Origin of the sequence: Streptomyces sp. NPDC015125 (assembly GCF_043080045.1) — a bacterium.
Taxonomy (GTDB): Bacteria; Actinomycetota; Actinomycetes; order Streptomycetales; family Streptomycetaceae; genus Streptomyces.
On the sequence record NZ_JBIBVF010000002.1, the window covers coordinates 842,393 to 867,197 of the forward strand.

General features: G+C 70.3%; 24 protein-coding genes and 1 pseudogene. 9 read left to right on the forward strand and 16 right to left on the reverse strand.

Features of this window, described 5'->3' with window-relative positions:
* Positions 1–121 precede the first annotated feature (121 nt).
* Together ACF088_RS09215 and ACF088_RS09220 are read right to left on the reverse strand one after the other, a co-directional pair.
* A complete protein-coding gene (locus ACF088_RS09215) occupies positions 122–1,015 on the reverse strand; it encodes a virginiamycin B lyase (protein ID WP_392374768.1) in 894 nt (297 codons plus the stop codon).
* Between the two features lie 115 nt (positions 1,016–1,130).
* Positions 1,131–1,895, reverse strand: coding sequence for a TetR/AcrR family transcriptional regulator C-terminal domain-containing protein (locus tag ACF088_RS09220; protein WP_392374769.1), 765 nt, complete (start codon positions 1,893–1,895; stop codon positions 1,131–1,133).
* A gap of 69 nt (positions 1,896–1,964) precedes the next feature.
* Between ACF088_RS09220 and ACF088_RS09225 the strand changes: the two genes are divergently transcribed.
* From ACF088_RS09225 to ACF088_RS09235, 3 genes are all read left to right on the forward strand, one after another.
* The gene (locus ACF088_RS09225) at positions 1,965–2,924 is read left to right on the forward strand and encodes a hypothetical protein (protein WP_392374770.1); all 960 of its coding nucleotides are present in this window, start codon (positions 1,965–1,967) and stop codon (positions 2,922–2,924) included.
* A gap of 10 nt (positions 2,925–2,934) precedes the next feature.
* Positions 2,935–3,552: a hypothetical protein gene (locus ACF088_RS09230; protein ID WP_392374771.1), complete on the forward strand. Its 618-nt coding sequence runs from the start codon at positions 2,935–2,937 to the stop codon at positions 3,550–3,552.
* Positions 3,553–3,701: 149 nt separating this feature from the next.
* A complete protein-coding gene (locus ACF088_RS09235) occupies positions 3,702–4,586 on the forward strand; it encodes a SigB/SigF/SigG family RNA polymerase sigma factor (protein WP_392374772.1) in 885 nt (294 codons plus the stop codon).
* 210 nt (positions 4,587–4,796) lie between these two features.
* On the opposite strand, the gene ACF088_RS09240 is transcribed toward ACF088_RS09235, so the two are convergent.
* From ACF088_RS09240 to ACF088_RS09250, 3 genes are all read right to left on the reverse strand, one after another.
* Entirely contained in the window at positions 4,797–5,216 is a 420-nt protein-coding gene (locus ACF088_RS09240; protein WP_392374774.1) for a PPOX class F420-dependent oxidoreductase, read from the reverse strand.
* A 179-nt stretch (positions 5,217–5,395) separates the two neighbouring features.
* Positions 5,396–6,634: a PP2C family protein-serine/threonine phosphatase gene (locus ACF088_RS09245; protein WP_392374775.1), complete on the reverse strand. Its 1,239-nt coding sequence runs from the start codon at positions 6,632–6,634 to the stop codon at positions 5,396–5,398.
* 117 nt (positions 6,635–6,751) lie between these two features.
* Positions 6,752–7,510 (reverse strand): IclR family transcriptional regulator, encoded by a 759-nt coding sequence (locus ACF088_RS09250; protein WP_392374776.1) that lies wholly within the window; start codon positions 7,508–7,510, stop codon positions 6,752–6,754.
* 224 nt (positions 7,511–7,734) lie between these two features.
* Between ACF088_RS09250 and ACF088_RS09255 the strand changes: the two genes are divergently transcribed.
* Positions 7,735–8,361, forward strand: a complete 627-nt coding sequence (locus ACF088_RS09255; protein ID WP_392374777.1) for an alpha-ketoglutarate-dependent dioxygenase AlkB — start codon at positions 7,735–7,737, stop codon at positions 8,359–8,361.
* A 68-nt stretch (positions 8,362–8,429) separates the two neighbouring features.
* Here the strand turns inward: ACF088_RS09255 and ACF088_RS09260 are convergent, their stop codons facing one another.
* From ACF088_RS09260 to ACF088_RS09285, 6 genes are all read right to left on the reverse strand, one after another.
* A complete protein-coding gene (locus ACF088_RS09260; RefSeq protein WP_392374778.1) occupies positions 8,430–8,708 on the reverse strand; it encodes a hypothetical protein in 279 nt (92 codons plus the stop codon).
* Positions 8,709–9,023: 315 nt separating this feature from the next.
* Positions 9,024–10,508: a PLP-dependent aminotransferase family protein gene (locus ACF088_RS09265; protein ID WP_392374779.1), complete on the reverse strand. Its 1,485-nt coding sequence runs from the start codon at positions 10,506–10,508 to the stop codon at positions 9,024–9,026.
* A 200-nt stretch (positions 10,509–10,708) separates the two neighbouring features.
* Positions 10,709–10,855, reverse strand: a complete 147-nt coding sequence (locus ACF088_RS09270; RefSeq protein ID WP_392374781.1) for an SDR family oxidoreductase — start codon at positions 10,853–10,855, stop codon at positions 10,709–10,711.
* A 114-nt stretch (positions 10,856–10,969) separates the two neighbouring features.
* Positions 10,970–11,734 (reverse strand): ankyrin repeat domain-containing protein, encoded by a 765-nt coding sequence (locus ACF088_RS09275; RefSeq protein ID WP_392374782.1) that lies wholly within the window; start codon positions 11,732–11,734, stop codon positions 10,970–10,972.
* A 22-nt stretch (positions 11,735–11,756) separates the two neighbouring features.
* Entirely contained in the window at positions 11,757–11,951 is a 195-nt protein-coding gene (locus tag ACF088_RS09280) for a DUF4180 domain-containing protein (protein ID WP_392374783.1), read from the reverse strand.
* A 76-nt stretch (positions 11,952–12,027) separates the two neighbouring features.
* The gene (locus ACF088_RS09285; protein ID WP_392374784.1) at positions 12,028–12,636 is read right to left on the reverse strand and encodes a TetR/AcrR family transcriptional regulator; all 609 of its coding nucleotides are present in this window, start codon (positions 12,634–12,636) and stop codon (positions 12,028–12,030) included.
* Positions 12,637–12,757: 121 nt separating this feature from the next.
* On the opposite strand from ACF088_RS09285, the gene ACF088_RS09290 reads away from it, so the two are divergent.
* Positions 12,758–13,717, forward strand: a complete 960-nt coding sequence (locus ACF088_RS09290) for an alpha/beta fold hydrolase (protein ID WP_392374786.1) — start codon at positions 12,758–12,760, stop codon at positions 13,715–13,717.
* Positions 13,718–13,855: 138 nt separating this feature from the next.
* Here ACF088_RS09290 and ACF088_RS09295 read toward each other — a convergent pair whose 3' ends face one another.
* From ACF088_RS09295 to ACF088_RS09305, 3 genes are all read right to left on the reverse strand, one after another.
* Positions 13,856–15,124 (reverse strand): glycosyltransferase, encoded by a 1,269-nt coding sequence (locus tag ACF088_RS09295; RefSeq protein ID WP_392374788.1) that lies wholly within the window; start codon positions 15,122–15,124, stop codon positions 13,856–13,858.
* Positions 15,125–15,304: 180 nt separating this feature from the next.
* Positions 15,305–16,366 (reverse strand): class I SAM-dependent methyltransferase, encoded by a 1,062-nt coding sequence (locus tag ACF088_RS09300; protein ID WP_392374789.1) that lies wholly within the window; start codon positions 16,364–16,366, stop codon positions 15,305–15,307.
* 128 nt (positions 16,367–16,494) lie between these two features.
* Entirely contained in the window at positions 16,495–17,691 is a 1,197-nt protein-coding gene (locus ACF088_RS09305; protein WP_392374790.1) for an acyltransferase family protein, read from the reverse strand.
* 620 nt (positions 17,692–18,311) lie between these two features.
* Between ACF088_RS09305 and ACF088_RS09310 the strand changes: the two genes are divergently transcribed.
* Positions 18,312–19,388 (forward strand): S1 family peptidase, encoded by a 1,077-nt coding sequence (locus tag ACF088_RS09310; RefSeq protein ID WP_392374791.1) that lies wholly within the window; start codon positions 18,312–18,314, stop codon positions 19,386–19,388.
* A 484-nt stretch (positions 19,389–19,872) separates the two neighbouring features.
* On the opposite strand, the gene ACF088_RS09315 is transcribed toward ACF088_RS09310, so the two are convergent.
* Both ACF088_RS09315 and ACF088_RS09320 read right to left on the reverse strand, forming a co-directional pair.
* The gene (locus ACF088_RS09315; RefSeq protein ID WP_392374792.1) at positions 19,873–20,646 is read right to left on the reverse strand and encodes a hypothetical protein; all 774 of its coding nucleotides are present in this window, start codon (positions 20,644–20,646) and stop codon (positions 19,873–19,875) included.
* Positions 20,647–20,909: 263 nt separating this feature from the next.
* Entirely contained in the window at positions 20,910–21,236 is a 327-nt protein-coding gene (locus ACF088_RS09320) for a hypothetical protein (RefSeq protein WP_392374794.1), read from the reverse strand.
* A gap of 262 nt (positions 21,237–21,498) precedes the next feature.
* Here ACF088_RS09320 and ACF088_RS09325 point away from each other — a divergent pair, with 262 nt between their 5' ends.
* The 3 genes and pseudogenes from ACF088_RS09325 to ACF088_RS09335 all read left to right on the forward strand — a co-directional run bounded on the left by ACF088_RS09325 (position 21,499) and on the right by ACF088_RS09335 (position 24,796).
* The gene (locus tag ACF088_RS09325) at positions 21,499–22,191 is read left to right on the forward strand and encodes a hypothetical protein (protein ID WP_392374795.1); all 693 of its coding nucleotides are present in this window, start codon (positions 21,499–21,501) and stop codon (positions 22,189–22,191) included.
* Between the two features lie 117 nt (positions 22,192–22,308).
* A pseudogene (locus ACF088_RS09330) lies at positions 22,309–23,054 on the forward strand (IPT/TIG domain-containing protein).
* Positions 23,055–23,221: 167 nt separating this feature from the next.
* Positions 23,222–24,796, forward strand: coding sequence for an IPT/TIG domain-containing protein (locus tag ACF088_RS09335; protein ID WP_392374796.1), 1,575 nt, complete (start codon positions 23,222–23,224; stop codon positions 24,794–24,796).
* The last annotated feature ends 9 nt before the right edge of the window (positions 24,797–24,805 follow it).

The window sequence follows — 24,805 nt, forward strand, 5'->3', positions numbered from 1 at the left end:
TTCGCCCCGTGGGCTGTCCATGTCGTGGCACCGTCGGTCGCCCTTGCTCCCAGCGGCGATGCCTGTCTCTCTCGATGGTGACACCGAGAGGCAGCTTGCCGAGAGCGACACCGCGGTGCGCTCAGGGAGCCATGCGGGCAATCGCTCCGGTTTCCAGCGCCACGTAGAGGGCGCCGTCAGCTCCGAAGGCCAGGCCGTGCGGTTCCGATGAGGGACTCGGAAGGTCGTACTCCTCGATTTGGCCGTCGGGAGTGATGGACCCGATGCGGTTGGCTCCCCATTCGGTGAACCAGCAGTCACCGGCCGGGCCGGCGACGATCGCATGGGGCCGGGACGCCGGGTCCGGCAGCGGGAACTCGTCGATCCGACCGTCCGTGGTGATACGGCCGATCCGGCCGGCACCTATCTCGACGAACCAGAGCGCGCCGTCCGCCCCGCAGGTGATGCCGACCGGCGCGGCGTTCTCGGTCGGAAGCCGGTGGAGGGTGAGGTCGCCCTCGAAGCTGAGGCGACCGATCGCGTCCGCCTGGTTGAGGGTGAACCACAGGGCGTCGTCGGGGCCGGTCGTGATGGCTGAGGGGAAGGCACCGCGCAGCGGCAGCGGGAACTCAGTCACTCGGCCGTTCGTGTCGATACGCCCGATGCGGTCGGTGTGCAGCTGTGTGAACCACAGGGCTCCGTCGGTGGCGGCCACGATCCCGAAGGGGCCGCTGCCCGGGCTCGGGAGGGGGAACGAGGTCGCCTTCCCGTCCACGGTGATCCGTCCGATCCGATGGTCCTGGCTACGGGTGAACCACAACGCCCCATCGGATCCCGAGGTGATGAGGGAGGGACCGCAGGTGGCGGAGTCGAGCGGATAGCGGTCGAGTTGCCCGCCCGGTGCCAGCCGGGCGATCTGCCCGGCGTGAACCAGAGTGCACCACACTGCATCGTCGGGGCCCGTAGCGAGGGCGTAGGGGCCTGAGCTGGCGTCGGAGACCGGAATCTCCTCGAACAAAACGGTGCGGCGGGACATCGGCTGGTTCTTCCCCCGGGAGACTCTTACTGCTACGAATGTTGCGTTAAGAGAAGGGTGTCATGACGCCACCGCGCACGCAAGGGAATTTCGGCGCGATCTCCAGGTGTGACCCTCACGTCGTCGCGGCGTCGACCCCTCCTGCGGGTGCGCCCCGGCGCGGCAGACGCGTCGCGATGCCATCGATGAGGAACGCGAGGCTGAGCTCGAACTGCTCGTCCATGCCGGCCCCCGACGGGGCGGTCATCCACTCCGTGAGCAGCGGATGGCGCCCGCCCTCGGCCGCCAGGTCGCGGGCGGCGGTGATGGCCTCGCTGAGCTGCTGTGGCGAGTGGAGTCCATACCGGCGGCGCATGGCGAGCTCCTCCGCCTCCTGCTGTGCGCTGCCGAGGATGTGCCGGTCCAGGAGGGCCGCGTAGGTCATGGCCTCGCCGACCGTGAAGCCCTGCCGCACCAGTACCCCGAGGATGAACTCGGTGCGGCGCATCAAGTGCGGGCCCAGGGGCGGGCGCGTCGGCATGAGCTGGGCGTACCAGAGGTGGCGCTTGATCATCGCCCAGCTCTCCGAGGCCAGTGCGTGCAGGTCGGCGCGCCAGTCGGCGCCCGGCTCCTCGGGCACCGGGATCTCTGCCGTGACGCTGTCGAGCATCAGGTCGATCAGGCCGTCCTTGCTGAGCACATAGCGGTACAGCGCCATCGGCGTGTAGGGCCCGAGCCGCTTGGCGACCGCCGTCATCGTCAGTGCCTGCGCCCCGCCCTCGTCGGCGACCGCGACGGCGGCCTGCACGATGTCGTCCCGCTCCAGCGGGCTGCGGCGCCGCGAGGGTGAGGGCCGGGTCCAGATCAAGGGCGCGGGTGCGCTGCTCGGATTCTCCTTCATGGCGTGAGTTTATCTCGTCAAGGTAAGGTATATGTCATATACGCAAGCCCAGGGAGTTCAGGAGTCCACATGAACCAGTCCGTTGCCCCGGCCGGGGTCCGTCTGGGTGTCGTCAGGGGAATCAGCTACGGCATGTTCGGAGCTCCGGACAGCTTCGTGCCCGAGATGCGGAAGCTCGGCGGCACGCTGGTGCGTGTCTATGTCTACTGGGGCCAGGTCGAACCGGAGCCGGGACGCTATGACTGGACGGTCGTCGACGCGATCCTCGGCCAGCTGGATCCGGCCGACGAGGTATGGGTGACCGTGTGTTCCAGCTCCCCGTGGGCGACCCGGCACCCGACGGGCTTTCTGCCGTCGTCGCCCGCCCGCGACCCGCGGCACTACGAGCGCTTCGTCGGCGATCTGGTAACCCGCTGCCGGGGGCGTGTCCACTACTGGCAGTGCAACAACGAGCCCAGCAACACCGGCCTCCTGTGGGCGGGTACCGCGCCGGAGTACGTGGACCAGCTCACCGCCTTCCACCACTGTGTGCGCGGCGCGGACCCGGCAGCGAGGGTCGTCCTCGGGGGCTGCGGCTATGACGTGCTCTCCAGCCCGTCCGGCAGTCCGGCCCGGCAGTTCTTCGACCATGTCGTCGCGCACGGCCGGGATTTCTTCGACCTGTTCTCCGTCCATCTCTACGGCGATCCGCACCACATCCCCGAGCAGGTGGAATCCGTCCGCGAGATGATGCGCCGCCACGGCTATGAGCGGCCGGTGGTGGCGGGGGAGTACAACGGGCCGACGCTCTTCGAATTCCCCGAGGCCCAGGCCGTGTTCCAGCAGACGATGATGGCGGCCTTCGCGGGGCCGGCGCCTGCCACCCCCCGAGACGCAGCCCGCGGACGCGACCTCGGACGGAACGGGGGACGCGACCTTGGGCGAGACGTGGAAGGAGACCACGGACGAAACGGTGGACGCGGCCTCGGACACGGCCTCGGACACGGTCTCGGACGAGCACCCGGACGAGGCCTCCCGCGAGCCCCCTGACCGCACGGCCATGCGCACCCTCTACGCCCGCATGGCGCAACTGCCCCCGCAGTTACAGATGTTCATGGAGGGCTGCCCGCCCGAGCTCGCCGCGAAGCGGGACCGGATCAACTGCCGCCAGATCGTCACCCGTAACGTCCTCGCCCTCGCCGCCGGGGTGACCCGCACGGCATGCTGGGATCTGGCCCCCGAAATCCCGGGCTACCGCGACCGGCTGAACATGATGGGATTCCTCTTCGGCAGGCTCGCCCTGATGGACTACGACGGCACCGGCCTGACCCGGCGCCACCCGTCCGCCGATACCTTCGCCCTCGTCACCGCCTGCCTCGACGGCACCACGCAGGTCCGCCGCCTCCAGGCCGCAGCCCGACCGGAGTTGTACGCGTTCGAGGTGTCACGTGAGGGCCGCGGACCGCTGCACGTCCTGTGGATGGCCGGGGACGCCTTCACCGGAGAGGACGAACCCGGGACACCCGTCGACTGGCCGTGGCCCCACGCGACGGTCCACGCGCTCGACGCGTTCGGCACCCACGTGCCCGTCGAACGGAACGGCGCCACCGTGCACCTCTGTGCCTCGGTCACCCCGCTGTTCCTCTCCACCCGGCCGGAGGCGTCGGCACGGCCGTGAGACGTCCTGCCGGGCACGTCAGGTCAAAGCCGGGTCATCGGGAGCGCCGGCAGGCGGGCCGGACAAGGGAGGACGACCTGACATGCCTGCGGCAGCGGCGGGTAGGGGAGCAGGCGACGGGGGCTCAGCAACAGGCGGGAGCCAGCAGCATGAGCAGCAACAGCACCATGAACGCGGGAACGGAGTTGGCGACCACACCGCAGGAGTGTGCCGTGCCGGCCCCGACGGTGCTGCCGCAGATCCAGGTTCCGCTGCGCGTCGCTCCGTCCGACGCACGGGAGTTGTCGAAGCAGTTCCTGCTGCGGCTGCAGGAACTGGAGGAGGGGACCCCCGAGTACCAGTACGCGCGCAACACCCTCATCGAGATGAACCTCTCCCTGGTGCGCTACGTCGCCCGCCGCTTCTCCAGCCGCAAGGAGTCCGCGGAGGACGTCCTGCAGGTGGGGACGATCGGTCTGATCAAGGCGATCGACCGCTATGACCCTTCCCGCGACGTGGAGTTCACCACGCTGGCCGTCCCCTACATCCAGGGCGAGATCAAGCGGTTCTTCCGCGACACCACCTGGTCGGTGCGCGTGCCGCGGCGCCTGCAGGAACTCCGCATCGACATTGCCCGAGCCCGGGAAGAGCTGGAGAGCGAGGGCAGCCACGAGCCGTCCGTCGCCGACCTCGCGGCCCGCCTCGATCTGGCGGCGGACGAGGTGGCGGAGGGGCTCGTGGCCAGCAACGGCTACGACAGCGACTCCATAGACCGGCCCGTCCAAGCCGGCGGCGGCAAGCAGCAGACCGGTCTCGTCGCCGACCTCATCGGCGCCGAAGACCCCGCCCTCGCCCTGGCAGAAGACGTCCAGGCTCTCAAGCCGCACCTGGCCAAGCTCGATGACCGCGAACGCACCCTCCTCCGGCTGCGCTTCGGGGAGGAAATGACACAGTCCGAGATCGGTGAGGAGCTCGGCCTCTCCCAGATGCACGTCTCGCGTCTGCTGACCCGCGTGTGCACCACCCTGCGCAAGGGACTCCTGGCCGGGAGGTGACCGCGCCCGCCGGGACGACGGCTGGGCATCGGCCTTCGGCCGCCGGCCGAGGTGACCGTCGGCCGAGATGACCGTCGGCCGAGATGACCGCCGGGCATCCGCCCCCGGTGCGCGCGCCCCACCGCACAAGTGCGGGTGAGAGGCACGGCGTATGACCGCCGCCGTACCGCGGCACCGGGGAGGAGAGGGAGGGCCGCTCCGCGGCCGTCGTCAGCCCGGCTGGCTGCTGTCCTTCATGCTGCCCCAGCCGTGCCAGCGGTCGATCTCGATCCAGGCGCTGACCCGGCGGCGGTCCCGCTGTGGGTACGGCTTGCCGAGGTACTGCTGTGCCAGCCGGTCGATATCGGCGAGCCCTTCGTCGTCACGGAGTGCGGCGACGTGGCCGACGATGCTGAGGTGCGTGTACCAATTGCCCTCGTCCAGCACGGTCAGCGAGACGCGGGGGTCGTTGCGGACATGCTCCAGCCGTCTGCGGCCCTCATCCATATTGACCAGGACCCGGCCGTTGTCCCAGAGGTACCAGGTGGCCGTGGACACCGGCTGCCCATCCGGCCTCAGCGTCGTGATGACGGCCGGATTCGGCTTGCTCAACATGGTGGCTGCGGCATCGGGAAGCGGTGGTTTCGACATACGAGGCGCTCCTCAGTACGTGAGTACGGTGCTGTTGGCCGTTCGGGCCGGTAGGTGAGGGGCGATCAACTCGATCGACCGTACTCAGCTCACCACCGGTTCCCGCCTCCCGGTGCGCCGCCACACCGCACACCCCCCGGGTGCGCCGCCACACCGCACACCCCCCGGGTGCGGCGCTCCTATTCGGCGGCCACCGGAGGGCAGGGCCGCCGCCCGGCCGAGGGGGCAGGTGGGTTCGGGACCGCCGAGGGGGCGTCGGCCGTCTTCCGGAGAAGGAGCATGGCGGCGTCGTCGTGCAGCTCGCCGCCCACATGCGCGAGCAGGTCCTCGTGGAGCGCGGCGAGAGTGTGGGACGGCTCCTGCGACAGGTGCCGTGACAGCCGCTCCACGAGCGGGTAGAACTGCCGCTTGTGGTCCCGGGCCTCGGTCACGCCATCGGTGTAGAAGAGCAGCTGGTTCCCGTCGCGCAGGGCGATTTCCTGGAGGCCGGGGGCCTCGTCGGCCAGGGCCCGCAAACCGAGCGGCGGGGCCGGACGGGCGGGCTCGACGGGCAGTACGCCCGAGTCGTGGACCAGGAGCGGAGCGGCATGCCCGCAGTTGACCAGCTCCATACGGCCGGCCTCGGGATATCCGGCCAGCACGGCGGTGACGAAGTCGTCCGGACCGAGGTTGCGCGCCAGGCTGCGCTCGATCCTGTGGACCACATCGAGCAGATCCGGCTCGTCGTAGGCCGCTTCCCGGAACACTCCCAGGACCAGTGCGGCGATTCCCACCGCGGGGAGCCCCTTGCCGCGCACATCGCCCACGATCAGCCGGACCCCGTACGGCGTCGGCACCAGGGCGTAGAGGTCCCCGCCGATCCGGGCCTCGGCAGCGGCGGCGCTGTAGTGGACGGCCGTCTGGAAGGGCCCGACCGTCGCCGGCACGGGTTTGAGGAAGGCGTGCTGCGCCGCCTCGGCGACCGAGCGGACGGCGGCCAGCACCTGCTCGCGACGCCTGCGCAGGGCGCCGGCCAGACTGCTGGCCAACGTCACGGCGGACAGTGTCGACAGTACGATCGCCTGGTCGCTGCCCGGCGCACCGTCGTGCAGACCGAGCGCCGCACCCAGTGCCACCGCCAGGACACCCACGCGGAGCACTCCCCACGGCCCGTTGGTGGCGGCAGCCAGCGCGGGGCCCACGGCGAGCAGCGGCAGCCAGCTCATACCGGTTCCGCCGGAAAAGGCGAGGATCGCCACGGCCGCGATGATCAGAACCGGCAGGCAGGAGGTGTAGTGGCGGCGGGTGTCCGTCGCACGGGCCGGTGCCTCCCCCCGGGGCGGAGCGGGCCGGCGGGCCGCTGCCCGCAGAGTGGAGAACGGCTTGGGGAGCTGCCACCGCGGCAGGCGGTCGTGGTGATGGGTCCGGGTTTGGCGCATGTACTGGTCCGCGACTCGCTTCCCTGCTCAGAGCCCTGGGCTCAGGGCACTGGCACCTGAAATGTCCGTTTCATTAAGGAAAGCGGCATCTGCGGGGAAGTGGCAAGGGCTGGAATTTCACATAGTGAGTGAGAGTCCTCTGGTGACGCGGCTCGCCGTCGGAAGTAGTCGGCTGCGGACCTCGTCGATGCGCGAGATGCGGTCCGCCCGCAGCGATACGCCGAGGGATCCGAGCGTCTCGCCGCTGTAGACCGGCACCGCGACGCAGAACGTGCCGAGCGCGTACTCTTCCATGTCCATCACGAGCGGTGCCATGGGCAGAGTGTCGAGCTTGCGCAGCAGTTCGGCCCGTCCGGTGATGGTGCGGGGCGTGAGGTCGGCAAGAGGGTGCCGGGAGAGGTAGTCGTCACGGGCCTCGTCGTCCAGCTCGCGCAGCACACACTTCCCCAGTGCCGTGGCGTGCCCGGCGTCCTCGAAGCCCACCCAGAGGTCGACCCGGGGTGCCCGGGGGCCGTCGACGATCTCGGCCACCCGGATCTCGCCATCCTCGTAGAAGGTCAGGTAGGCGGCGGCCGAGAGGTCGTCGCGTAGTGCTGCGAGCGCGGGGCGGACCCGGTTGAGCAACGCCTGCCCCCGCCCTCCGGCGTGCAGGGTGTCCAGCTTGTCACCCAGGACGAAGCCGCCGTCCTCCAGTTTCCGGATGTACCCGTCGTGCGCCAGCGTACGCAGGAGGTGATAGGTGGTGGCCAGCGGCAGCTCTGTCTCGCGTGCCAGCTGTTTCGCCGGTGCGCCGCCCTCGTGGGCACCCACGGCCTCCATCAAGCGGAAGGCGCGCTGGACGGAAGTGATGAGCGTAGGGCCTTCTCCATTGCCCATGTATTCAGCCTGCCCCCGGTGTCCCGGGGAGGCAAGGCCGTCGCGTGGCGGCTGCCGCTTCCTCGCGAACGGTGCGTGTCGATGCGCGCCCGTGTGTGTCGGTGTGTGTCGGGGCGTGCCGAGCGTGCCGAGGCGTGTCGGTGCGGGGCCGGTGGCGCAGGGGGTGCCCATGCGTGACGGCCACACTACAGAACACTTATTCGAATAATGGGTACTCTGGAAGCATGGCCATGCACCTTCAGGGCTCGCTCTTCGACCAGGCCGACGAGGTCCGTCTCGGCCCGCTGCGCGGCGTGCGCAGGACCGAGCTCGGTGACGGGGCCTGGCTCGATCTGCTGCCCGGGTGGCTGAGCGGGGCCGACGCCCTGTTCGCGCAGCTCGCCGCCGAGGTGCCCTGGCAGGCCGAGCGTCGGCGGATGTACGAGCGGGTGGTGGATGTGCCACGGCTGCTCGCTTTCTACGAGGCCGGCGACCCCCTGCCGCACCCCGTGCTGGCCGAGGCGAGGGACGCGCTCTCCGCCCACTACGCCACCGAACTCGGTGAACCGTTCACCACGGCGGGGCTCTGCTACTACCGCGACGGCCGCGACAGTGTGGCCTGGCACGGCGACCGGATCGGCCGCGGCCGGCGCGCGGACACGATGGTCGCCATCCTGTCCGTGGGTACGCCGCGCGATCTGCTGCTCCGCCCGCGGCGCGGCGGCGGCACCGTACGGCGGCCGCTGGGGCACGGCGACCTGATCGTGATGGGCGGCTCCTGCCAGCGGACCTGGGAACATGCGATCCCCAAGACCACCCATGCGGCGGGGCCGCGGATCAGTATCCAGTTCCGGCCCCACGGTGTGCGCTGAAGCCGTACACGGGTGGGCCCCCGAGTCCGCGCCGGCTCGGGGGCCCTGCAACTACTGCGGGGGAGTGGTCAGTGGCGGTGGCAGACCAGGTGCTCCCGGTGCCAGGTGCGGGTCCAGTAGCCGGGGTGGCGCACGCCGTGCCGGTCACGCCAGGCCGGGTGCCAGGTGCGGGACCAGTGTCCGTGGACCATGTGACACCGGCCCCTGTCGACGTGTCGGGTGGCCGTGTGGTCTCCGTGGTGCGACGACGTGGCCGAGGCGACACCCACCGAGGAGAGGAGGGTGCCTCCGGCGAGAGCAACGGTGGCGGCGCCGAGAGCGAGGGCCCGCTTGAATCCGTCAGTCATGGATCGTGCCTTTCTGCATTGCCATGGCGCGAGGCCATGGTGCGAGATGCCCTGCCGATGGCCGGGCATCACTGACCATGCACCCGTTGCACCCTCTATATGCGGCTAACACCAAAGGTTTTACACAATGCAGACGGAGTGTGAAAGAAAGCAATAATCCGACTAATGGGTTGTGGGTGGGGGCGGGTGTGGCGTGGTGGCCATGACGGAGGACCGGCCGATGTGTGGCCGCGCGGGGAGCGCGTCAACTCCGGTGCGGTGCATGCCGACTGGAAGCGCCGTTACCGAAGGGGTCAGCTCACAAGCCGTCCCGATTCAGGCAACCCAGTGCGCTCGGCGGGTGGCGGACGACGGTGAAGGCCCATCGGCGAGGGCGGCGGCCATGCGGTGCACGGCCTCGCGCAGGGTCTCCGGCGACATGGTGTAGGGGATACGCAGGCGCTGTTCGAACAGGCCCGGATCGGTGCCGAAGTACGCACCGCCCTCGATCCGTACCCCGTAGTCCAGGGCCCGCTCGGACAGCGCCGAGGCGAGGGGTGCGCCGAGGTCGACCCACAGCGACAGTCCGCCGGGCGGCAGTTGCCAGGTCCACTGCGGCAGGTATTCGGCCAGGGCCGCGGCCAGGGCGGCGCGCTGTCGGCGCAGCTGTTCCAGGCGGGGCGGCAACAGCTCCCCGGCTCGGGCCAGGAGGGGGAGGGCCAGCAGCTGGTCCAGCACCGAGCCGCCCATGTCGGTGGCGACTCGCTGGCCGGCGAGTTCGGTGACGAGCCGCGCGGGGGCGCGCACCCAGCCCATGCGCAGACCGCCCCAGTGGGTCTTGCTCATCGAGCCGATGGTGATGACCTGGCCGGTCCCGCCGGGGGCGCGGGAGGCGAACGGCGGCGGGGCGGGGACGTCGAGGGCGAGGTCGGCCAGGGTCTCGTCGATGACCAGCCAGGCGCCGGAGCGCTCCGCGGCGCGCAGGATGCGGACGCGCTCCTCATCGGGCATGAGGCAGCCGGTCGGATTGTGGAAGTCGGGCAGCAGGTACGCCAGTTGGGGCACCGCCTGGCGGAAGGTCGATTCGATGATCTCGATGTCCCAGCCGGTGTCGGTCACCGGGACCGACAAGGTGCGCAGCCGGGCGCGGCGCATGGCCTCCAGGGCGTTCGGGTAGGACGGATTCTCGACCATGACCCGGTCACCGGGTCGGCACAGCAGCCCCAGGACGAGCGTGAGCGCGTGCTGGGCGCCGGCCGTCACCAGGATCTGTTCGGGCATGGTGGCCAGTCCCCGGCGGGTGAAGCGCTCGGCGACGGCGGCGCGCAGTTCCGGAAGGCCGTAGGGATGGTAGCCGGGGGTGTGCGCGTGCTCGGTCAGCCGAGGGGTGATCTGAGCAAGGGCGTCGAGGAGTGTCTGCTCCGGCAGTCCGGGGGCGGCACTGGCCAGGTCGATCGCGGTGTCCTGGGGCCCGAGGAGCCGTGCGATACCGCTGGGGGCCCGGCCCTCCGGCAGGGCCGTCCACGTACCGGAACCCTGGCGGCTGTGCGCGTAGCCGCTCTCGCGCAGCAGGTCGTACACGGCGGTGACGGTGGCCCTGCTGCTGTTGAGGGCCGTGGCCAGCTCCCGTTCGGCGGGGAGCCTGACGTGCAGCGCGATGCGTCCGTCCAATATCAGCCCACTGATCGCCCTGGCCAGATGGCGGTAGGCGGGCCGTGCTTCCGCCGGGTCGGGCAGCATCGCGGCGAGCTGCCGGCTCCCCAGGCCGCGGTCGGCGCGGTCCGTCCGGTCCGCGTGCGGGAACCGATGCCGGTCGGCCATGCCACTCTCCCAGGATCGGTTGTGCTCACCAGGCCAATCACTCTACAGAGACGGCAGGTTGGCCCTGAGGCACAGGGGCCGTGCAGGGTTCGTCCCTTTCGTCGCCTTGTCGTCTACGGTCCGCGATCGAACGGCCCACCGCATGTGACCACTCATGCGGGCGTTGCCCCGACCCGGGTGCGGTCTTCGTGCGGAGGTCGCTACAGGTTGACGCCGCCGGTGACGTCGATCTTGGTGCCGGTGATCCAGCGGGCGTCGTCGGAGGCCGGGAAGGCGACCGCGTCGGCGATGTCCGTGATCTGGCCGATCCGGCCGGGGGTGGTCACGGGCCGTCGGACGAACGGCAAGCTCAAGTCCTGTGCGGCTACCGGGGAACTGCCGGACGCACCCCCGAACGCGGCGGTGGCGCAGGGTCGTCCAGGGCGGCGTATCCCCGTGCCCGTGAACCTTGCCGACGAGCCTCAGTCCCGCGTGGCGTCCTGCAGGAGTGCGGCGATCAGGGCGTGTCCCGTTTCACCGTGCCACTGGGCTGCGCCCCGTCCGTTCGCTGAGCTGACCGTGATCTCGACCAGCTCCGTGCCCTCGGAACGGGGACTGCGCCGGACCTCGCACCTGCTGTCCGGGGCGGCGCCCGCTCTCTCCCGCAACTCGCTCTCGACGTCCCTGCCGCACCTTTCGCGGGCCATGTCCCCTGCCGTCCGGCCCCACGTATCGGTGAGACGGGGGTCGGCGCCGTGGCACAGCAGAGCCCGCACCACCGCAATCGATCCCCGCTCGGCCGCCGCCATCAACGGGGTCCGGCCGCGATGGCGCGCGTCCGGATCGGCATCCGCTTCGAGCAGGAGCCGGGCGGTCCGGTGGTGGCCGCCGGTGGCCGCCCACATCAAGGGGGAGTAGGAGCTGCCGTCATCCTCCCGCCGGTCGGGGTCGGCGCCGTGAGCGAGCAGTTCGCGTACCACCTCGAAGTGGTCCCAGCACGCCGCCGCACACAGCGGCAGACCCGAACTGCCCGGCTCTCCCCGGCTCTCCGCATCGGGTGCGGCGCCCGCTTCGAGGAGCAGTCGCACGATGTCCGTGTGTCCGCTCACCGAGGCAAGGTACAACGGGGTCTCCCCGTCGGCGCTCGCAGCGGACGGGGAAGCCCCCTGCTGCAAGAGTGCGTCCACCCGGCGCACCTGTCCCTTGTAGAGGGCGGTGATGAGTCGTTGGGTCAACGGCTCGGTCATGCGGATTCCTTTCCTGGGGGCGTCATCGGGACAGGCCCCGGCCCTTCGGCCGCTGCTCCCGCAGTGCTCCGGCATCGGCGAGGAACCACGTCTGCCGCCCGCGGTTGCCGTCGAGGACGACGTCCCGCAGGGTCGAACTGGCCGTTGCGGGGAGGGAGATGTCGCCGCGGACGGCGATCCGGACGGACACGTCATCCATGGTCGGCAGGGTGGTCATGGAGGCCGAGGCTAACTGCAGATGCCGGGGGAGTCGACGTAATTGTCCGGGCAGCGGCTCCGGTCGCCCGGCCGCTTCACCCACCGTCCGGGAAGAGCCGGTCCAGGTGGTGGCGGAGGACCGCTGCTGCGGCCTCCGGGGTGCGCTGGCCCACCAGGACGCTGGTGCCGAGGCCCGCAGACAGGGCGAGGAGGCTGATCGCCTCCGTGCGCACGTCCGTGCCGGGTGCGGTGAGGCCTGCTTCGCGCGCCCGCTCCAACTGGTCGGCCACCACGTCCTCGGCGGCATTGGGGCCGTCGATGAACGGCTGGGCGGCCAGTGCCTCATCCGTCACGGAGAGCACGGCGTAGGAGGTGTACACGAGGTGAAAGGTCCGGCTCTCCTCGTCGGTGGGGAGGGATTCGAGGAGGATGGCCTCGATCAACCCGCGCGGTCCCGGGGCGTTCCCGGCGGCCCGGACCCGGCCGGCGATACGGGCGCCGAGCCCGGTGGTCAGCTGCTGCAATCCGTGGAGCAGCAGCTTTTCCTTGGTCTCGAAGTAGTACTGCACCAGCCGCAGGGACACTCCTGCTTCGGCCGCCACGTCGCGCATCCCGATGGCGTGCAGGCCGCGCCGCCCGGCGACCCGGACCAGCGCCTCGGCGATCTGGGTGCGCCGCTCTTCGTGGTCCACGCGCTTCGGCATCAGCCCGTGCCCTCCGCCTCGTTCGTTCCGTCCGGCCTGCGGGATCGGCTACATGGTACCGCTGTACCACCTTGGTGATACGGTGGTACCACTAAACCTGCTGTCCCGGAGGTGGCCTGCTGTGCCCGACACCAAGACGCAAGACCACAACCCCGCCGTCGGCCGCTATGTGAACGAGGCGGTGCGCGACCGGTACTTCGCCGCGTGCGACGCCGTCTACGCCCTGGGGCCGGCCCCGGGCGGGGAGTGCGACGTCGAGACCCGCTTCGGGACCACACACGTCTACCGGTACGGGCCGACGGAGCCCGGCGCCGCCTCCCGCACCCCGGTGGTTTTGGTGCACGGCGCCGGAGGCAACTCGTCGCAGTGGTACCCGAACGTCGCCGCCCTGAGCGCACAGCGCCCGGTCCATGCGATCGACACTCCCGGCGACCCGGGACGCAGCGTGCAGCGCGAACCGATCCATCAGCCTGAACGTGCGGCACAGTGGCTCGACGAGGCGCTCGAAGGCCTCGGACTCGACCGGGTCCACCTCGTCGGGTCCTCCTACGGCGGATGGCTCGCCCTGAACCAGGCGCTGCACCGGCCCGGCCGACTGGCCTCGGTCACCCTGCTGGACCCGGGCGGCCTGGAGAAGGTGGGCCTCCGGTTCTTCGCCTGGGTCTTCGTCAGCCTCTTCGCGACCTGCGCGCCGAAGGCGCTGCGCCCACGCCTCGCTGCCTGGCTCGACCAGCCGGTCCTGGTGGTGCCGGAACTGCGCGCGATGGTGCGGCTCGGCGTGCGCGCCTACCGCATCCGCCGCCCCGCCCCGCGCCCTCTCGCCGAAGACGAGCTGCGCAGTATCCGCACTCCGCTCTACCTGCTGCTCGGGAAGCGGAGCCTGCTGGTGCATCCGCAACGGCAGCAGGAGCGCGTCCCGCGCCTGGTGCCCGGCGCCCGGGTCGAGATCGTCGCCGACACCGGCCATGGACCCCAGATCGACCATGCGGAGTCGGTCAACAGCCGCATGGTGAGCTTCTTCGACGCACGGGACGCACGGGCCGCACTGGACGCATTGGATTCACGGGACTCCGCTGACTGAGGTACACCGGCGTCCGGCCGAAGAGGGGGACGGAGGGGGGCGGCAGGTCAGGGTCCGGGCAGGTCAGGGCCGCAGCTCAAGGCTCGGCGGGTCGGCGGCCGTTCGCCGTGGTGCGTAGTGACATTCCGTCAGGCAAGCTCAACGGCCTGGATCTTGGTCCCCCCTGCGGTCTCCTCCCGCCCATCGCTCGACCGCCGTCAGCACCCGGCCGGCACCGTCCTCCGTGGCGAGCAACGCCGCTACCTGACGGGCGCGATGACGGTATCGGGGATCACGCACGGCTTTCCCCACGGCGGCCGCGAGATTCTCCGCAGTCAGCCGCTGGAAGGGGAGCTTTCCGGGACCGACTCCGAGCGACGTCAGACGTGACGCCCAGAAGGGCTGGTCCAGCATCATGGGAACGGGGACCGCCGGCACGCCCGCACGCAGGCCGGCCGCCGTGGTTCCGGCACCCGCATGGTGGACGACGGCTGCCATCTGCGGAAACAGCTGGGCGTGCGGGACCTCGCCCACCGTCAGGACATCGTCCCCCTCCACCGACAGACCCGCCCCGCTCGACTGGACGACACCGCGTACCCCGGCGAGCCGGAAGGCGCGTGCCAGGAGACGTCCGAGTCGCTCCGGGTCACTGGGCGCCATGCTGCCGAAGCCCACGAAGACCGGTGGTGGACCGGCCTGGAGGAAATCCGCCAGCCTGGATTCCGGTGTCCAGTCGGGGACTTCCGACGGCCACCAGTAGCCCGACACCTCCATGCCCGGCCGCCAGTCGGCGGGCCGGGGAACCACCGCCGGGCTGAATCCGTGGTGGACGGGCCACGTGGCCCGACGCCGCTCCAAGGCCTCCCGTGTCACGCCCAGCCGGCGCTGCAGATGGCGCACCCCGGGAGCAAAAGCCCGGGCCAGCAACGACTGTGCGCACTGTCCCAGCGCCCGGTTGGCGAGCGGTCCCCACGACGGCACGTCGAAGATGACCGGTGGGAACTCCCGGGTGGGCTCCAGGGGCTGCAAGAACACGCCGATGCCCGGCAGTTGCAGCCCCTCCGCCGCCACGAGCCCCAGGGGAGCCAGGCTGCTGGAGAACAAGAGGACCTCGGCACCCGAGGAACAGGCCTCGGTCACCGCGTCGGCCATCTCCGGCGCCAATTCCCTTGCCAGCCGTATTTGTTCGGCCTTGGAGAGGCCGGCGCCCTTCCCCGGACCGCGCCCCCGCGTGTCGTCCGCTTCGGACGTGGCGTACCGGTCGAGCGGAAGGGGGTGGAAGCCCAGGCCGCTGCGGCGCACCAGCTCGGCCGAGCGCGTATGGGTGGCCATCACCACCCGGTGTCCGGCGCGATGGAGCCGGGCTCCCAGACCGGTGTAAGGAGCGACGTCCCCGTGCGAGCCTGCGGTAGCGATCAGGATGTGCATGGTCGGCAGTGTCCCGTTTCGTCGGCTGCGATGATTCCGACTGCGACCGGCTTCACTCGGGCGGTGTAACCGCCGCATTCCTTCTGCAGCCGAACGTGCCGGAATCCCCGCGCAGTTGTGTGGTGGACGAGGGCCGGGTGACCTCTCCGCGGGCGTTTCCGCGGCATCCCGGCGCGGTGGTCAGTCGCGGCGTGCGATCACCCGGTAGGCGTTGGACAACCGGGTGCGCCGGGTGAAGGGCGCCAGCAGGAGGTCGAGCGCGATGAGGACGAGGAGCACGGGTGCGACGGCCAGCAGGGAAAGTCTGCGGATCCAGCGGCTGACCTGGCCCGGCCTCCGGGGCAGCCAGGGCAGATCTTCGCTCGGCAGGACGGATTTGAGCAGGTTCACCGCCGCGGAGGTCAGATCGGTGGGGACATGGGGCTCGTGCCGGTCGGTGGCCACGACGGTGAATCCCTGGTCGGCCAGTGCACTGCACAGGTTGTCCAGGGGGACGAAGTGCAGATGCTGCGGCTGGAGCCACGGTCCCCACCATTGGCCGAGCAGCCGGGCGGAGGCGGATTCCGGGTCGGGCACTTCCACCAGGAGGTGACCGCCGGGCCGCAGCGCGGTATGGGCGGCGGCCAGCTCCTGCCGTGGCGCCAGGGTGTGTTCCAGGTAGTGATGCATGCTCACCACGTCGTACTGACAGGCCAACTGACCTGCCAGCCCGACGAAGGAACCCCGAAAGGCCCGGGAGATACGGCCGTTGCGTGCGGCGAGCTCGACGCCCTCGCCCCAGTCGAGCCCGTGGAATCGGGTGTCCGGATGGATTCTTCGGGCTTCGGCACAGAAGTGGCCGTGACCGGTGCCCACATCCAGCCACCGTGACGGGCGGCCGAACGGGAGCAGCGCCCGGGCGCGGGCCCGGTAGAGCTTCACTGCGAGGGGGGAGCGGGCCAGCCGGGCCATCGTCGCCTCGCCCAGGCCGTCGTAACAGTCCCGGTAGTAGAAATCCAGCCCGTCCGCGCTCAGCCGGGGATTCTGGAACACGTGCCCGCAACTGCGGCACTGGTCGAGTACGAACGTCCCGGGCTTGTGCTGGGGATGGTCGGTGGTGCGCAGGCGCCCGCGCAGCCGGGAGGAGGTGCACCAAGGACACGTGGTGCGCCGTGGTTCGAAGAACCGCTCCAGCCCGTGTGCCAGCTCGTCTTGGTAACGGGGCCGGTGGGCGGCGATCTGCTCACTTCGCGTACTCGTCATGGGGGGCTTCTTTCCGATGTAGTCCTGAGGGGGAGCGCTGACACCGGTGCGGAGGGCGGCGGCCGAGGCACGCCGGGTCGCTCCGGGGGCCGGGCGGACCGCACGGACACCGGAACGCCCGGGTGCACTCACGGAGTGGTGGCGGCACGAGGGCGGGCACGGCGGGGTACGGAGAAGCGCCGCACACACGGCCGCTCCACCCCCGCATACAGCAGCCACGAGGTCAGCAGTACGACGGGAAGGCCGGCCAGAACCACGGAGAGGTTGCTCCATCCATGACCCGTCAACGACAGGTACATCACCCCCAGCACCGTGAAGTGGACGAGATACATGGCATAGGAGATCTCCCCGAGGAACACCAGGGCAGGTGCGCGCAGCAGCGATTTTCTGCCGCGCAGGTCCAGCTCGGCGGTCGCATAAACGAGCGTGGCGAGCGGGATCACGGTCGAGGCCGCGTACAGGAAGCTGTGCGGCAGGTACGCAGCGTTCACCACGATCGTGCTGATGACGCCCAGGGCGGCCGGGAGAACGCCGATGCGCGGAAGCCGCATTTCCGCCGAGGAGATACGGGCCAGCATCATGCCGAGGACGAATTCGGGCAGCCGCGTGATCGGCAGCATGTACAAGGACCAGTATCCGGGAAATGACGGTCCGCCCGGGTTGAGGACGAACTCGTAGAGCACCGGGCATGTCCAGACGAGGACGACGGCCCCTCCCGCGCCGATCAGCAGTCCACGACGTGACAGCCGCACGACCCACGGCAGGAGCAGGGGGAAGAGAAGATAGAAAAACCCTTCGGCGGCCAGCGACCAGGAAACCGGATTACCCGCGGAGACAAAGCGCTGACTGGGCACCCAGGTGTTCACCAGGAAGAGGCTGGAGAGGTTCGCCGGCCATCCGGAACCGTGTGTCGTCGTCGCCGCTCCGGCGCAGGCGAGCGCGGCCACGACCACGCACCAGGTCAGTACGTGATTGGGCAGAATCTTGGCGGCCCGCCGCCGCCAGAAGGCGCGTGCGGTGTCGGTCGGTCGGGCGGAATGCGTCAGCACATAGCCACTCAGAATAAAGAAAAGCGAAACCGAACTCGCCCCCACCCATACCTCGGGCCCAAGCGTCCGGGCGAGGTGAGGGTTGACCATCAGCGCACTGTGGGTGAAGACGACTCCGCCCGCAGCGGTGAAACGCAGACCGGTCAGAGAAGGCAACCGCCGGGGACGGCCGGATCGTGTGCCGCCCTTCGCCGACGGGTCCTCGGTGCCGATGTGGCCGACGACGCGGCCGACCGTTGCGGTGGGCCGGGACGACGGTCCGGGGAGATCGTGCACGAGTGGCCTCCTGCGAGAACGACCGGGCCCAAGACCACCACGCAGATGCACAAGGGTGCGCGGAGGGGGTCGCCGGGGGATCGATGGGAATGACTGATCCGGCCCGTGCGGAGGAATGGGCGGCCCGTCGCGCGGATACCTTGATTGACCCACCGCTCCACGCCCGTGCCTAGGGAGGGCGGCCCGATTTCACTCATACGGCCTAGGGCCTCGTAAGTCCCGTCCGCATCAATGACCGTATCCGGGCGGTGGCCGATGCGCGCCCCCGGCCGTACAGGTGATTCCTGCAGGCCTGTGGCCGGGCGGGTGGAGCGCGCAGCAGCCGCGGGAAAGAATGATGTCAATTCCGCGTGCCATGCACAGCGGCTGCCTGTGACGCCGATAACCCTCAAGGGCAGGGCATATGACGAGGCAATGCATTCCGGTGGACAGGGTGCTCGGTAACAGCGGTACCGCGATATAGGAGCGAACTGATGCGTCGCTGCGTGCGTGCGGCAAAAGCCCTGCGTGAAGGTCCGGGGGCGGCGCGGACACGGTTGCATCAAGGGGGAGGGAAAAGCCTGCCTCCGGCGGTCCCGGATATCCACCGTATTCCCCACTCCGACACCAGAGGTCTTGAGTTGAAGCACACAAGCGCACCTGACTCCCGCACCGTCCTCGGCAGTGCGGGGACCGTGGTTCTGATCGCCGCCGCACTCACCCTGCAGTGCGCACAGGCCGCCCCGGCCAAAGCCCCTGAGCCCCCGTCAGCCACCGCTGCCGCTCAGCGCGCCAGGACCATCAGCTCCGCCCTCGGAGCCAACGCGGCGGGCTTCTACTACGACGCGCCGCGCAACAAACTCATCGTCAATGTGACCACCGCGGCCTCCGTGGACAAGGTCCGTGGGGCCGGCGCCGAGGCCAAGATCGTCAAACACTCCCTCACCTCGCTGAATGCGGCTCGTGCGACCCTCAAGCAGAAAGCCACCATTCCCGGGACGTCCTGGGCGATGGACCCCAGGACCAACCAGGTGGTCGTCGTCGCCGACCGCACGGTCAAGGGCGATCGCCTGGAGCAGCTCAAGAAGGTCACCTCCTCGCTCGGCGACCGCGCCGTCCTCAGACAGTCGGCGGGCACACTCCGGCCGCTGATCGCCGGCGGCAACGCCGTCTGGGGCAGCGGCGCGCGCTGCTCACTCGGCTTCAACGTCATCAGGGACGGACAGCCGTACTTCCTGACCGCCGGCCATTGCACCAACGCGGTGCGCAACTGGTCCGCCTCACAAAAAGGCCCGGAGATCGCGGTGACGGAGGCCGGCGCCTTTCCCGGTGACGACTTCGGGATCGCGAAGTACACCGACGCCGCCATCGCCCACCCCAGCCGGGTGGACCTCTACAACGGCAGCATGCAGTCGATCGGCAAGGTGGGCGATGCCATCGTAGGCGAGCGGGTACAGCGCAGCGGCAGCAGTACGCATATCCGGAGCGGTGAGGTCATCGCCGTCGAGGTGACGGCCAACTACCAGGAAGGGCCGGTCGATGAGCTGGTCCAGGCCGGCATCTGTGCGGAATCCGGGGACAGCGGCGGCGCGCTCTTCGACGGAGACACCGCGCTGGGCCTGACCTCGGGCGGCAGGGGCAACTGCGTTCTGGGCGGCGAGTCCTTCTACCAGCCCGTACGCGAGGCCCTGGAGAAGACCGGATCGCACCTCGGCTGACCCGCCGGACCGGGCCGACAGGAGACCGGCGTCCCCGGGGTGCCGGTGGCGCCCAGCCGGGCGAGTGCGGTGGCGTAGTCGGTTCCACGGCCCTTCGGTGCGGGCGGGCCGGTCCGCCGGTGGAGCCGGAGAAAAGGGTGATCGACTCGCCGCCCCCCAGATGCGGCGATGCGGGATGCGGCCGTGCCATGTGTACGGCGCTGCGCACGACGAAACAGCGGGCCGGACCGGGCCCCGTCGGTACCACCGTCCGGACCGCGCCCCGTCATTACCACCGTCCCGACCGCGCCCCCGTCGGTACCACCGTCCCGACGGGGGACTCGGACGGTCCGGGGAGGAATGGCTACCAACCCGCCTCGCCGGCGGAGGAGACCGTCACCCAGGCCCCTCTGGAGGGACCCTGAGCGGGCCCTCGTCCGAGGTGCCCGCTGCGGGTATCAGGTCGTCCCCGCCGCCGAGAGCTCCGCGTAGCGCGTGGCTCGGCTCAGCCGATGGTGGCGCCGGTGGAGGTGGCGCCGGTGGTGCCGCCGGCTCCGCCGCCGATGGTGGCGCCGGTCGTGGTGGCGCCGGTGGTGCCGCCGGCTCCGCCGCCGATGGTGGCGCCGGTCGTGGTGGCGCCCGTGGTGCCGCCGCCCAGGCCGCCGCCGATGGTGGCGCCGGTGGTGGTGGCGCCGGTCGTGCCGCCGGTGCGTCCGCCGATGGTGGCGCCGGTGGTGGTGGCGCCGGTCGTGCCGCCGGTACGTCCGCCGATGGTCGCGCCGGTCGTGGTGGCGCCCGTGGTGCCGCCGCCTCCGAGCCTGCACCCTGCCGGTACCAGGACAACCCTGCCGTTGACGATACGGAACTGGCAGAGCACGCCGCCTCCGCCGCCGATGGTGGCGCCGGTGGTGGTGGCTCCTGTGGTGCCGCCCAGGCCGCCGCCGATGGTGGCGCCGGTGGTGGTGGCTCCTGTGGTGCCGCCTACGCCGCCGCCGATGGTGGCGCCGGTGGTGGTGGCGCCGGTCGTGCCGCCTACGCCGCCGCCGATGGTGGCGCCGGTGGTCGTGGCTCCTGTGGTGCCTCCTCCTCCGCCGCCGATGGTGGCGCCGGTCGTGGTGGCGCCCGTGGCCTGTTCGGTGCTGGTCGGGGCCGAAGCCTTCGTTGTCTGAGGCGCTTCACTGCTCATCGCGGTGATTGCGCCCACCGTTCCGGTGAGTGTCACGGCCAGGAAAGACGCACCGATCACGTGGGGAATGCGCTTCCGGATGTTTGTCGCCATGATGCCTCCTCTTGAGTGGACGGGCCGTCGATAGCCAGCGTGGGAGGTCGGCCATGACCGCGGTGTTGATCCGGCGTGGCCCTCGCGTGACGCGCTCGGTACCGGCCGGGCATCCGCCCCTTCCCACCGGCCGTTCCGTCCCTGGTGAGCTGTCCCGCCCATCGGACGGACCGGTCCGCGTTTGATCAGGCCGGCACCCGATCCGATCACTGAGGATGCCGAGATGGTCACTGGCCGTGCCGGCGGCACTGTCTCGCTGATCTTCACCTCGCGGATCCGATGCCCCTTGAGGGGGGCGAGCGCTTGGTGGCTCTTCCGCGGGTGAGGCGTAAGGCGCCGTTGTCGAGCTGGATGAGCGCCGTGCCGGTGCCCATGACGCCGCTGGAGGAGAAGGGGCCGAGCAGGACACCGCCGAACCGCACCCGGCCGAACCGCACCCGGCCCGGCCGGAGCCGGGTGGGCAACTGCCCTCGATCGGGCCGCGGCGCCACGGTGCCGGTGTCCGGGATCACGGCGGGAAGGGGCCGCGAGGTCACACGTCCGTTGCTGTCTCCGGCGTTGTGCCCCACGGCCGATGTGCGCTCTGCCATACGAGTGACGGGGCGTCAAGAACATTGCAGGCATGCTCACTCGGGTGGATTACTGAAGTCATCCAATCCGATGGGCCGCCTACCCTCTCGGGCGAGTGGCAGCCCGCCTGCCTCGACAACATCCCACATGAGGGCAGGCGGCGGTGCAGCACTGGCACCGCGACGGATGCCCTCCCACGCAGAGGCGTGAAGACACCGGGCATGTGCCGTTCGTCGGCATCGGCTGGTGCGGCGGCTCACATCACCTCTTCCTGGGGACGTCATGCGAACTGTCCGTACATTGCGCGCCATCCTCGGTGTCTGCGCCCTGACCGTGGCGCTGACCGCCGGGCTGGTCGCGGTCCCGAACGAGGCGCACGCCCAGACGCCTGTGCTGTGCAGTGAAACCTCGCTGGTCAACGCGATCACGGCGGCCAACGCGGCCGGCGGGGACACCCTGGCGCTGGTCCCGTTCTGCACCTACCAACTCACCAGCGCGCACGGCAGCGGACCCACCGGTCCGGTGGGGCTACCGCCCATCACCACGTCGATCACCCTGCTGGGAATGGGCGTCACCATCGCCCGTGCCCCGGGCGCACCGGCCTTCCGGGTCCTCCAGGTCCAGGGTGCCGCGAACGTGCCAGGAACCAAAGGGAAGTTGAGCCTGGTGGGGGTCACCGTACGCGGCGGCAGTGCCGTGCCTCCCTTTCCGGGAGGCGGCATCTCGAATCTGGGCGGCACGGTCTCTCTGCTCACCAGTGCCGTCACCGGCAACACCGCCGTTGCCGGTGGCGGGATCTACAACGACAACGGAGCCGTATCGCTGACCGCCAGTTCCGCCACCGGTAACACCGCCACCTCCAGCGGTGGCGGCATCTACGTCAACTCCGGGGGCGTGACCCTGCTGGGCACGGCCGTGAGCGGCAACACCCCCGACAACTGTGCTCCGTCAGGCAGCGTCATCGGCTGCACCTGACGGCCGGCCGGCGCATCGGCCGACGCACCAAGCAGCCCATCCCGACGCCGGCGGCGCACACAGCCGCCCGGTTTTGGCTGATCACTCCCACTCACACTCCACCGAAGGAGCATCACCATGCCCATCTCTCCCAGTCAGGGGTCGACCGGAGGCGGGACCACCGTCACATCCCCGGTACCAACCTCGGCGGCGCCACCACCGTGCACTTCGGCACCAAGACGGCCACCATCACCGGCAACACCCCCACATCGGTCACCGTCACCAGCCCGTCGGGCTCCGGTACGGTTCCCGTGACCGTGACCACCCCCGGAGGAACCAGCAATCCGCTGTCGTTCTTCTACGTAGGTGCGCCGTTCAAGTCCAGCATCTCCCCCGTATCCGGCGTCACCGCGGGCGGTAACACCGTCACCATCAACGGCACCGGCCTGACCACCGCCACCGCGGTGCACTTCGGTGCCGCCACGGTGACCCCGACCGTGGTCAACGACAGCCAGCTGACCGTCGCCGTACCGGCGGGCACGGGACCCGGAGCGGTGGGCGTCAGTGTCACCACCGCGGGCGGTACCAACAGCGGCCTGTCCTACACCTACGTCGACGCCCCGACCCTCACCACGCTGAACCCCGACTCCGGCCCGGCCAGCGGCGGAACCGTGGTGACCATCACCGGCACCAACCTCAGCAGCACCCAGTCGGTCGTCTTCGGCGCCACGCCCGCACCGTTCACGGTCATCAACGACACCACTGTTTCCGTCGTCACCCCGCCCACGCCCGACGGTGCCCCCGGTCCCGCCGACGTGACCGTGACCACCACGGGTGGCAGCGCCACGCTCGGCTTCACCTACCTGGCCGGCCGCGGTATCTGACCGGCACCCCGAGCCGCTGACGGCCTGGTCCCCCCGGACCAGGCACCCGAACCACCCGTCCGGACAGGGCGCGCCCTGCCCTGCCCGGCCCTCTCCCAGCTCACTTGACGAACCTCGGCCCGGAGCTCCCCTCGGCGGCCGGCCGGGGCTCACGCTCTCGAAGGACCATGGCCGTGAATCGCTCAGCAGAACCGCCAACCGCTTCCGACGCGCAGTCGTCGGCCGCAGCCACGCCCGCAGTCATTTCCGTCTCTCCCACCTCGGGTGCTTCCGCGGGTGGCACCACCGTGACGATCACCGGCACCGGCTTCACCGGTGCCATCGCCGTGCGCTTCGGTGCCACACCGTCGCCCTCGTTCACCGTCGTCTCCGACACCCAGATCACCGCCACCACCCCGCTCGGCACCGGCACGGTACAGGTCACCGTCACCACCCCCATCGGCATCAGCAACCAGTTCGTCACCTTCAGCTACGTCGCCACCCCCGCGCCGGTTCTGACCTCGGTGATTCCTGCTTCGGGTCCGTCGTCGGGTGGTACGTCGGTCACGTTGACGGGGTCGGGTTTTACGGGTGCGACGGTGGTGCGGTTCGGTGCGGTGTCGGCTGCGTTTGTGGTCAACTCCGGTACGCAGATCACGGCGACGGCGCCTGCGGGGTCGGGCACGGTGCAGGTCACCGTGGTGGGGCCCGGGGGTACGAGCAATGGTGTGCCGTTCACGTACACCACGGCTTCCGTACCGGTCCTGACGTCCGTGACCCCCGCTTCGGGCCCCGCTGCCGGGGGCACCACGGTCACTCTCACCGGTACGGGCCTGGCCGCCACCGGCTCCGTACGGTTCGGTACCACGGCGGCAACCTCCTTCACCGTCGTCTCCGACACCCATGTCACCGCCGTCGCCCCTGCCGGGACCGGCACGGTGCAGGTCACCGTCACCACCCCCGGCGGCACCAGCAACGGCGTCTCCTACACCTACTCCGTGACGCCCGCCCTGAGCGGCGTCAGCCCCAACCAAGGGCCCACGTCCGGCGGGAACACGGTCACACTCACCGGCGCCAACCTCACAGGAACCACCGCGGTCACCTTCGGCGCCACCCCCGCGACCTCCTTCACGGTCCTGTCCCCGACCCAGATCTCCGCCGTGGTCCCTGCGGCGACCGCGGGGCCGGCCGATATCACCGTGACCACCCCGGGCGGTACCAGCACCCTCCAGAGTGCCTACTTCTACGTCAGTACCCCGGTCCTCACCGGTGTCGCCCCGCCCTCGGGCCCGCTCTCGGGAGGGAACACCGTCACGCTTACCGGTGTCCACCTCGTCGAAGCCACCGCAGTGCGCTTCGGGACGACCGCAGCAACGGCATTCACCGTGGTCTCGGACACCCAGATCACCGCCGTGGTTCCGGCGGGAGCCGCCGGCCCGGTCGACGTCACCGTCAGCACCGCCGGGGGAACGAGCAACGGGATCCGCTACACCTACCTGGCGGCACCGGTGGTCACGACCGTGGTCCCGAATCAGGGGCCCACCGCCGGTGGTATCACCCTCACCCTCACCGGCACCGGCTTCGCCCAGGCAACCCAGGTGCTCATCGGCACCGACCCTGCGGGGTTCACCGTCGTCTCCGACAGTCACCTCGTCGTCGAAGCCCTGCCCGGAGCCGCCGGTCCGGTCGATGTCACCGTCACCAGCCCCGGCGGCACCAGCGCACCGAAGACCTACACGCGGGTCGCCTCACCCGGGATCTGAGGTGGCGGG

Bases quoted from the DNA above. Each gene is read 5' to 3' on its own strand.
- ACF088_RS09245 (WP_392374775.1), bottom strand. From the start codon at position 6,634: ATGCGCCAAACCCGGACCCATCACCACGACCGCCTGCCGCGGTGGCAG.
- ACF088_RS09240 (WP_392374774.1), bottom strand. From the start codon at position 5,216: ATGTCGAAACCACCGCTTCCCGATGCCGCAGCCACCATGTTGAGCAAG.
- ACF088_RS09255 (WP_392374777.1), top strand. From the start codon at position 7,735: ATGGCCATGCACCTTCAGGGCTCGCTCTTCGACCAGGCCGACGAGGTC.
- ACF088_RS09275 (WP_392374782.1), bottom strand. From the start codon at position 11,734: ATGACCGAGCCGTTGACCCAACGACTCATCACCGCCCTCTACAAGGGA.
- ACF088_RS09225 (WP_392374770.1), top strand. From the start codon at position 1,965: ATGAACCAGTCCGTTGCCCCGGCCGGGGTCCGTCTGGGTGTCGTCAGG.
- ACF088_RS09295 (WP_392374788.1), bottom strand. From the start codon at position 15,124: ATGCACATCCTGATCGCTACCGCAGGCTCGCACGGGGACGTCGCTCCT.
- ACF088_RS09280 (WP_392374783.1), bottom strand. From the start codon at position 11,951: ATGACCACCCTGCCGACCATGGATGACGTGTCCGTCCGGATCGCCGTC.
- ACF088_RS09325 (WP_392374795.1), top strand. From the start codon at position 21,499: ATGCGAACTGTCCGTACATTGCGCGCCATCCTCGGTGTCTGCGCCCTG.
- ACF088_RS09315 (WP_392374792.1), bottom strand. From the start codon at position 20,646: ATGGCGACAAACATCCGGAAGCGCATTCCCCACGTGATCGGTGCGTCT.
- ACF088_RS09220 (WP_392374769.1), bottom strand. From the start codon at position 1,895: ATGAAGGAGAATCCGAGCAGCGCACCCGCGCCCTTGATCTGGACCCGG.
- ACF088_RS09285 (WP_392374784.1), bottom strand. From the start codon at position 12,636: ATGCCGAAGCGCGTGGACCACGAAGAGCGGCGCACCCAGATCGCCGAG.
- ACF088_RS09230 (WP_392374771.1), top strand. From the start codon at position 2,935: ATGCGCACCCTCTACGCCCGCATGGCGCAACTGCCCCCGCAGTTACAG.
- ACF088_RS09320 (WP_392374794.1), bottom strand. From the start codon at position 21,236: ATGGCAGAGCGCACATCGGCCGTGGGGCACAACGCCGGAGACAGCAAC.
- ACF088_RS09335 (WP_392374796.1), top strand. From the start codon at position 23,222: ATGGCCGTGAATCGCTCAGCAGAACCGCCAACCGCTTCCGACGCGCAG.
- ACF088_RS09235 (WP_392374772.1), top strand. From the start codon at position 3,702: ATGAGCAGCAACAGCACCATGAACGCGGGAACGGAGTTGGCGACCACA.
- ACF088_RS09250 (WP_392374776.1), bottom strand. From the start codon at position 7,510: ATGGGCAATGGAGAAGGCCCTACGCTCATCACTTCCGTCCAGCGCGCC.
- ACF088_RS09265 (WP_392374779.1), bottom strand. From the start codon at position 10,508: ATGGCCGACCGGCATCGGTTCCCGCACGCGGACCGGACGGACCGCGCC.
- ACF088_RS09215 (WP_392374768.1), bottom strand. From the start codon at position 1,015: ATGTCCCGCCGCACCGTTTTGTTCGAGGAGATTCCGGTCTCCGACGCC.
- ACF088_RS09260 (WP_392374778.1), bottom strand. From the start codon at position 8,708: ATGACTGACGGATTCAAGCGGGCCCTCGCTCTCGGCGCCGCCACCGTT.
- ACF088_RS09300 (WP_392374789.1), bottom strand. From the start codon at position 16,366: ATGACGAGTACGCGAAGTGAGCAGATCGCCGCCCACCGGCCCCGTTAC.